The sequence below is a fragment of the Synechococcus sp. R55.7 genome (genome assembly GCF_047461955.1).
Lineage (GTDB): Bacteria > Cyanobacteriota > Cyanobacteriia > Thermostichales > Thermostichaceae > Thermostichus.
Genome location: NZ_JANSIC010000152.1, coordinates 1 through 6,113 on the forward strand (window position 1 = coordinate 1; position 6,113 = coordinate 6,113).

General features: G+C 62.4%; 4 protein-coding genes. 1 reads left to right on the forward strand and 3 read right to left on the reverse strand.

The genetic code is table 11. The features are described 5' to 3' along the window. The first annotated feature begins 2 nt into the window (after positions 1 to 2). Positions 3 to 1,121: a glutamine-hydrolyzing carbamoyl-phosphate synthase small subunit gene (gene carA / locus NW820_RS08825; protein WP_414407279.1), complete on the forward strand. Its 1,119-nt coding sequence runs from the start codon at positions 3 to 5 to the stop codon at positions 1,119 to 1,121. Between the two features lie 2 nt (positions 1,122 to 1,123). Here the strand turns inward: carA and NW820_RS08830 are convergent, their stop codons facing one another. Genes NW820_RS08830 through NW820_RS08840 form a run of 3 tightly spaced genes read right to left on the reverse strand, consistent with a single transcriptional unit; the run spans position 1,124 to position 5,718 of the window. Further along, a complete protein-coding gene (locus tag NW820_RS08830) occupies positions 1,124 to 2,656 on the reverse strand; it encodes a UDP-N-acetylmuramoyl-L-alanyl-D-glutamate--2,6-diaminopimelate ligase (protein WP_414407280.1) in 1,533 nt (510 codons plus the stop codon). A 60-nt stretch (positions 2,657 to 2,716) separates the two neighbouring features. After that, positions 2,717 to 4,480 carry an ABC transporter ATP-binding protein gene (locus NW820_RS08835; RefSeq protein WP_414407281.1) on the reverse strand — a complete coding sequence of 588 codons (1,764 nt, stop codon included), beginning with the start codon at positions 4,478 to 4,480 and terminating at the stop codon, positions 2,717 to 2,719. 59 nt (positions 4,481 to 4,539) lie between these two features. Then, positions 4,540 to 5,718, reverse strand: a complete 1,179-nt coding sequence (locus NW820_RS08840) for a 1-deoxy-D-xylulose-5-phosphate reductoisomerase (RefSeq protein ID WP_414329119.1) — start codon at positions 5,716 to 5,718, stop codon at positions 4,540 to 4,542. Positions 5,719 to 6,113 lie beyond the last annotated feature (395 nt).

Below are 6,113 nucleotides of genomic sequence, written 5' to 3' on the forward strand. Positions count from 1 at the left end.
TGGTGCTGGCGGATGGCACTTCCTTTGCCGGTTGGTCTTTTGGGGCGCCGGGCACGGCGGTGGGCGAGGTGGTGTTCAACACAGGCATGACCGGCTACCAGGAGGTGATCACCGACCCTAGCTACCGGGGGCAGATGGTTACCTTCACCTGCCCTGAGCTGGGAAATACCGGAGTGAATGAGCTGGACGAAGAATCGGCTCGGCCCCAAGTCGCGGGGGTGATTGCCCGCAATGTGTCTCGCTTGGCCAGCTCCTGGCGGGCTACATCCACCCTCCCCGAATACCTGCAACGATATGGGATCCCGGCCATTGCTGGGGTAGATACGCGGGCTTTGGCACGGCGGCTGCGCTCTCAGGGGGTGATGAACGGGGCCCTTTCCACGGAGACTTTGGATCCCCAGGTTTTGTTGGAGCGGGTGCGCCAGGCTCCTTCCATGCAGGGGTTGAGCTTGGTGGCAGAGGTTACCACTCCTCAACCCTACGAGTGGCTGGAACCTACCCCCGCCGACTGGGACTATGGGCGCAGCCAAGGGATCCCGATCCCGGAGCCGCCCCTGCGGGTGGTGGCCCTGGATTTTGGCGTTAAGCGCAACATTCTGCGCCGCCTTACCCGCTATGGCTGTCGGGTGATGGTGTTGCCGGCCAATGCCAGCCCGGAGCAGATTTTGAGTTACAACCCCGATGGGATCTTCCTCTCCAATGGGCCAGGGGATCCCGCCGCTGAGACGACTGCCATCCGCACCACGCAAGCGCTGCTGCAAACCGGGAAGCCCCTATTTGGGATCTGCCTGGGCCATCAGATTCTCAGTTTGGCCCTAGGGGGATCCACCTACAAGCTCAAGTTTGGCCACCGCGGCCTCAACCACCCTTGCGGGTTGGAGAAGCAAGTGGAGATCACCAGCCAGAACCACGGATTTGCGGTGGATGCCGCTTCGATCCCCGCCGATGAGGTCACGATCAGCTACCTCAACTTGAATGACCACACCGTAGCCGGGATCCGCCACCGTCACCTGCCCCTGTTTTCTGTGCAGTATCACCCGGAGGCCAGCCCCGGCCCCCACGACGCCGATCACCTCTTCCGCGAGTTCGTGGAGCTGATGCTGCAGCACCGCTCCCGTTAGCCTCACCCCCGGCTTTTTTCCCTCAGGGCCAGGGCGGCGCGGGCTTCTTCTCGGTCGTCGAAGTGAATCTTCTCGGTGCCCAGGATCTGGTAGTCCTCATGGCCTTTGCCGGCAATGACCACCGTATCCCCTGGCTGGGCTGCGAGGATGGCCAGGCGAATGGCCTGCCGCCGATCCACCTCCACCGCCCTGGGGGATCCAGGGATCCCGGCCAGAATATCCCGTAGGATCTGCTGGGGATCTTCGGTGCGGGGGTTGTCGGAGGTAACGATCACCTGATCGGCCCAGGTGGCGGCAATGCGGCCCATCTGCGGTCGTTTGCCCCGATCCCGATCCCCGCCACAGCCAAAGACGCAGATAAGTTGCCCTTGCACCTGGGATCGCAGGGCCTTGAGCAGGTTTTCCAGGCCGTCGGGGGTGTGGGCGTAGTCCACAACTACCGCGATATCCTGCCCCGGCAGGGTCACCCGCTCCATCCGCCCCGGTACGCCCGGAAAGTGGGGCAGGGCCGACTGGATGATCTCGACAGGGATCCCCAAGTGCAGGGCTACCCCCACCGCCGCCAGCAGGTTGGCCAGGTTGAAGGATCCCACCAGGGGGGCTGCCACGGCAAAGGCGCCAGAGGGGGTGTGGAGCGTCGCCTGTAAGCCGCTGGGGTGCAATTGAACGTTGCTGGGCCAGAGGCCGGGGATCCCCTGCAGGGGCTGCAGCGAGTAGGCCCAGGGCTGCAGATCGGGCCGAATGGCTTGCAAGAGCCGCCGTCCCCCAGCATCGTCGGCGTTGATCACCGCCCGCCCTTGGAGATACTCCTGTCGGAAGAGGGTGGCTTTGGCCTGCCAGTAGTTCTCCATGCTGCCGTGGAAATCCAGGTGATCCTGGGTAAGGTTGGTCCAGACGGCAGCGGCAAAGGAACATCCCCACACCCGATCTTGAGCGAGAGCATGGGAGCTCACCTCCATCACCGCCACCTCCGCCCCGGCTCTCTGGGCTTCCCTGAGGCTGCGCTGCAGTTCAGGCGGAAAAAGGGTGGTGTGGGAGGCCACTTCGCTATAGCCAGGCCAGCGGTTGTACAGAGTGCCCAGCAAAGCCGCGGAGCGACCGGCAGCTTGCACCAAATGTTCGATTAAGTGGGTGGTGGTGGTTTTGCCATTGGTGCCCGTCACCCCCACCAAGGTCAGTTGGCGGGCGGGAAACCCATAGAAAGCTGCCGCCACCTGGGCCACGGCCCTGTTCAGGCTGGCGCGAGGCAAAACCAGGACGGGCTGACTTCCCCATCCAGCCTCTCCGCTGACGCTCTCCCACGCCTCCTGGGAGATCAGGGCGGCCACTGCCCCTGCCGCCAGGGCTTGGGCCACGAAGCTACCTCCATCCACGCGGGATCCCGGCATCCCCAAGAAGAGATCCCCCGGCTGTACCTGGCGAGAGTCGGCACAGAGGCCCCAGACCTGCACCCCCTCCAGGGATCCCTGGGCCAATTGAGGCTGGATCCCAGCTTGGTGGAGCAATTTGGACAAAGTGATCCCAGCAGTTTCCATCGTTGCCACTCCCCACAGCTTTGCCGGTTAGGGTAGCGGCCAGGGATTGCCGCCGTCAAATTAGGCCAGGGCTTCCTCCAGCTTTTGCTTGGCCCACAGAGAAGCGTAGAGGCCCTTCTCGTCCGCCAGCAATTCGGCATGGGATCCCTTCTGCACAAGGCGGCCCTGGTCCATCACCCAAATCTGATCGGCCTCCACCGCAGCCGTGAGGCGATGGGTGATGAAGATCACCGTTTTCTGGGCCGTGACCCGACGCAGATGGCGAAGAATGGCCTGAGCCGTCTGGTTATCCACACTGGAGAGAGAGTCATCCAGGATCAAGATGGGAGCATCCACCAGTAAAGCCCGAGCCAAGGCCACCCGCTGTCGCTGGCCACCGGAGAGGGTAATGCCCCGCTCTCCCACCAGAGTGTCGTAGCCCTTGGGAAAGTTGAGGATCTCGGCGTGGATGTGGGCGGCTTTGGCAGCCCATTCCACCTCCCAATCTTCGGCATCTGGCTTGCCGTAGCGAATGTTATCCCGGACCGTGGCGCTGAACAGGAAGCTCTCCTGGGGCACATAGGCAATGGCCCGCCGCAGGGATCCCAGTTGAATCTGGGTGATATCCTGCCCATCCAAAAACAGTTGCCCCGGCTGGATCTCCAGCAGCCGAGGAAGGGCATTGGCCAGAGTGGACTTGCCCGCCCCAATCGGCCCCACCACCGCCACCATCTGGCCCGGTTCTATGCAAAAGTGCAAATCCTCTAGAGCCGGAGCTGCCGCAGGGCCGGCGAAGGCAAACGCGAGACCTCTGGCCTCGATGCGACCCTGCACCCTCTCCAGAGGCAACGGCAAAGCGCCTGGGGCGTCTCGGATGGTGGGTTCTACCTCCAACAGAGCATCGATCCGCTCCAAGCTGACCTGCCCCCGCTGGTAGGCCGTGATGGTGAAGCCCAGCAGGGCGGTGGGAAATACCAACCGTTCCACGTAGAGGGTGAGGGCCGAAAAATCCCCGATGGTCAGCGTCCCTGCCGCAATCTGCGGCCCCCCCACCGCCAGCAGTAGCAACAAACTGAGGCTGACCAGCGCCACCAAAGAGGGGAAGAGCAAGTTGCGGGTGAGGGCCAAGCGTAAATTGGCCTGCAGCAGCCGCTGGTTCTGGCGGCGAAACCCCTGCTGCTCGTGCTGTTCTTGGCCGTATACCTTGATGACGGTGATGCCGTTCAGATCTTCTTGGATGAGATCGCTCAGATCTGCCAACTCCTGCTGCACCTGGAGCTGCTCCTGCTGCAGGCGGGCACTGCTCAGCTTGACCAAGACCAACATCACCGGAAACACCGATAGGGCCAGTGCGCTGAGGCGGGGCTCAATGCCAAACATGGCGGGCAGAGTGGTGGCATAGGCAAAGATCGTGTTGGCCAAACTGAGTAGGGCAAAGCCCAACAGGCGGCGGATGTTTTCCACATCGCTGGTGATGCAGGTGAGAATGTCCCCAATGGTCTGCTGGGCAAAGTAGGAAGGCTGCAGGGTGAGCAAATGCTCGAAGATGGCTTGCTTGAGGTGAAACTCCACCTGCCGTCCCACCCCAAACATCCACACTCGCGAGGCAATGCGAATGCCCATCATCAGGCTGGAGACGACCAGCACCGTTAGGGCGTAAAGGGCAATGCGCCGGGCCGACAAAGTGGCCAGGTTCTGGCTGAGGTCATCGATGACCAGCTTGACGTACCAGGGCAGGAACACCCCCAGGCCATTGACCAGGAGCAGGGATCCAATGCCCAACCCCACCTGTCGTCGATAGGGGCGCAGATAATGGGCCAATTGTCGGAGATGGGATCCGGTCACTCACTTGCTCCCTGCATCCTCTTCCACTCTAGCGTTCAGCCGGATCCCCCCGGTAGGGATCAGACCAGAACCTGAGCCGGGGCTTGCTGGGCCAGTTGCGCCGTTTCCCGCCGTGCCCAGGCATCTGCCTGCAAAATGTCCTCCAGGCTGGGATCGGCAATGACTTGATGCCGCTCACAAACCCGCTCCAAGAGACGGGGAATATCCAAAAAACGGATGCGCTCCTGCAAGAACAGGGCCACCGCCGCTTCGTTGGCCGCATTCAACACTGCCGGCAGCGTTCCCCCCCTCCGTCCAGCGGCATAGGCCAACTCCATGCAGGGGTACTTGCGGTGATCCGGAGCCTTAAAGGTGAGGGATCCCAGCTTGACCAAATCGAGGGGATCCCAGGGGGTGGCCAGGCGTTCCGGCCAACTGAGGCCGTAGAGGATGGGCAGGTGCATGTCCGGCCAGCCCAACTGGGCCAGAACCGAGGTATCGGCCAGCTCGATCAGGGAGTGGACAATGCTCTGCGGGTGGATGAGGATGTCGATGTGGTCGTAGTCCAGGCCGAAGAGCCAGTGGGCCTCGATCACCTCCAGGCCCTTGTTCATTAGGGTAGCCGAGTCGATGGTGATTTTGCGCCCCATCACCCAATTGGGATGCTTGAGGGCATCGGCCAGGGTGACCTGATCCAATTTTTCGGCAGGCCAATCCCGAAAGGCGCCACCCGAGGCAGTCAACAGGATTCTTCGCAGGGATCCCGCGGGCACCCCCTGTAAACACTGGAAAATGGCCGAATGCTCAGAGTCGACGGGGATCAGGTTCACCCCGTACTGCCGCACCAAGGGCAGCACCACCGGCCCCCCTGCCACCAGGGTTTCTTTGTTGGCCAGGGCAATGTCTTTGCCGGCACGGATGGCCGCCAGGGTTGGCAACAAACCGGCGCAGCCGACGATCCCCGTCACCACCCGCTGGGCCGCCGGGTGAGCCGCCACCTGACACAGCCCCTCCGTTCCGGCCACCAACTCCGGCAGCGGTCGGATCCCCGTCAGCAGCGACCGCAGCTCCGGCAGCAGCTCCTCCCGGCCAATGGCAACCATCTGGGGCCGAAACCGCCGCACCTGCTCGGCCAAGAGGGCGACGTTGCTGTAGCTGGTCAGGCCAACAACCTGAAAACGCTCTGGATACTGGGCCACCAAGTCCAGAGTTTGGGTGCCAATCGAGCCGGTGGAGCCGAGCAAGGTGATGGCTTGCATAAAGGATCCCTTTACCCCTGAAAGAGCGTGACGTCCTCCCAACGCAGACTTCCCCTCGCGCAACTTGCCCAAGGACTCCGTCCCGCTATTGCGAACGGCCCCACCTCGCGTTCGGGGATCCCTGCCTCACGCCCCTTCATCTTATTCCTATCTGGCTCTCAACTGGAATCTGTGGGCTCCCTCCGATCCCCGACAGCGGGATCCCTGAGCGGCTGTGGGGTCTGGCAATGCCCCTCTTCCCTGATGTTCAGACCTTTCCCGACTGAGAACGCAGCCACTGGCTGAGCAGCGTCTCGACTAACTCTGAGAGATCTTGATCCGACTCCAACAGAAGGCGCTTCACGGCTCGGTGGGTCTCTTTGGGGATTTGACATACTCCCCTGCCTAAAGACAGG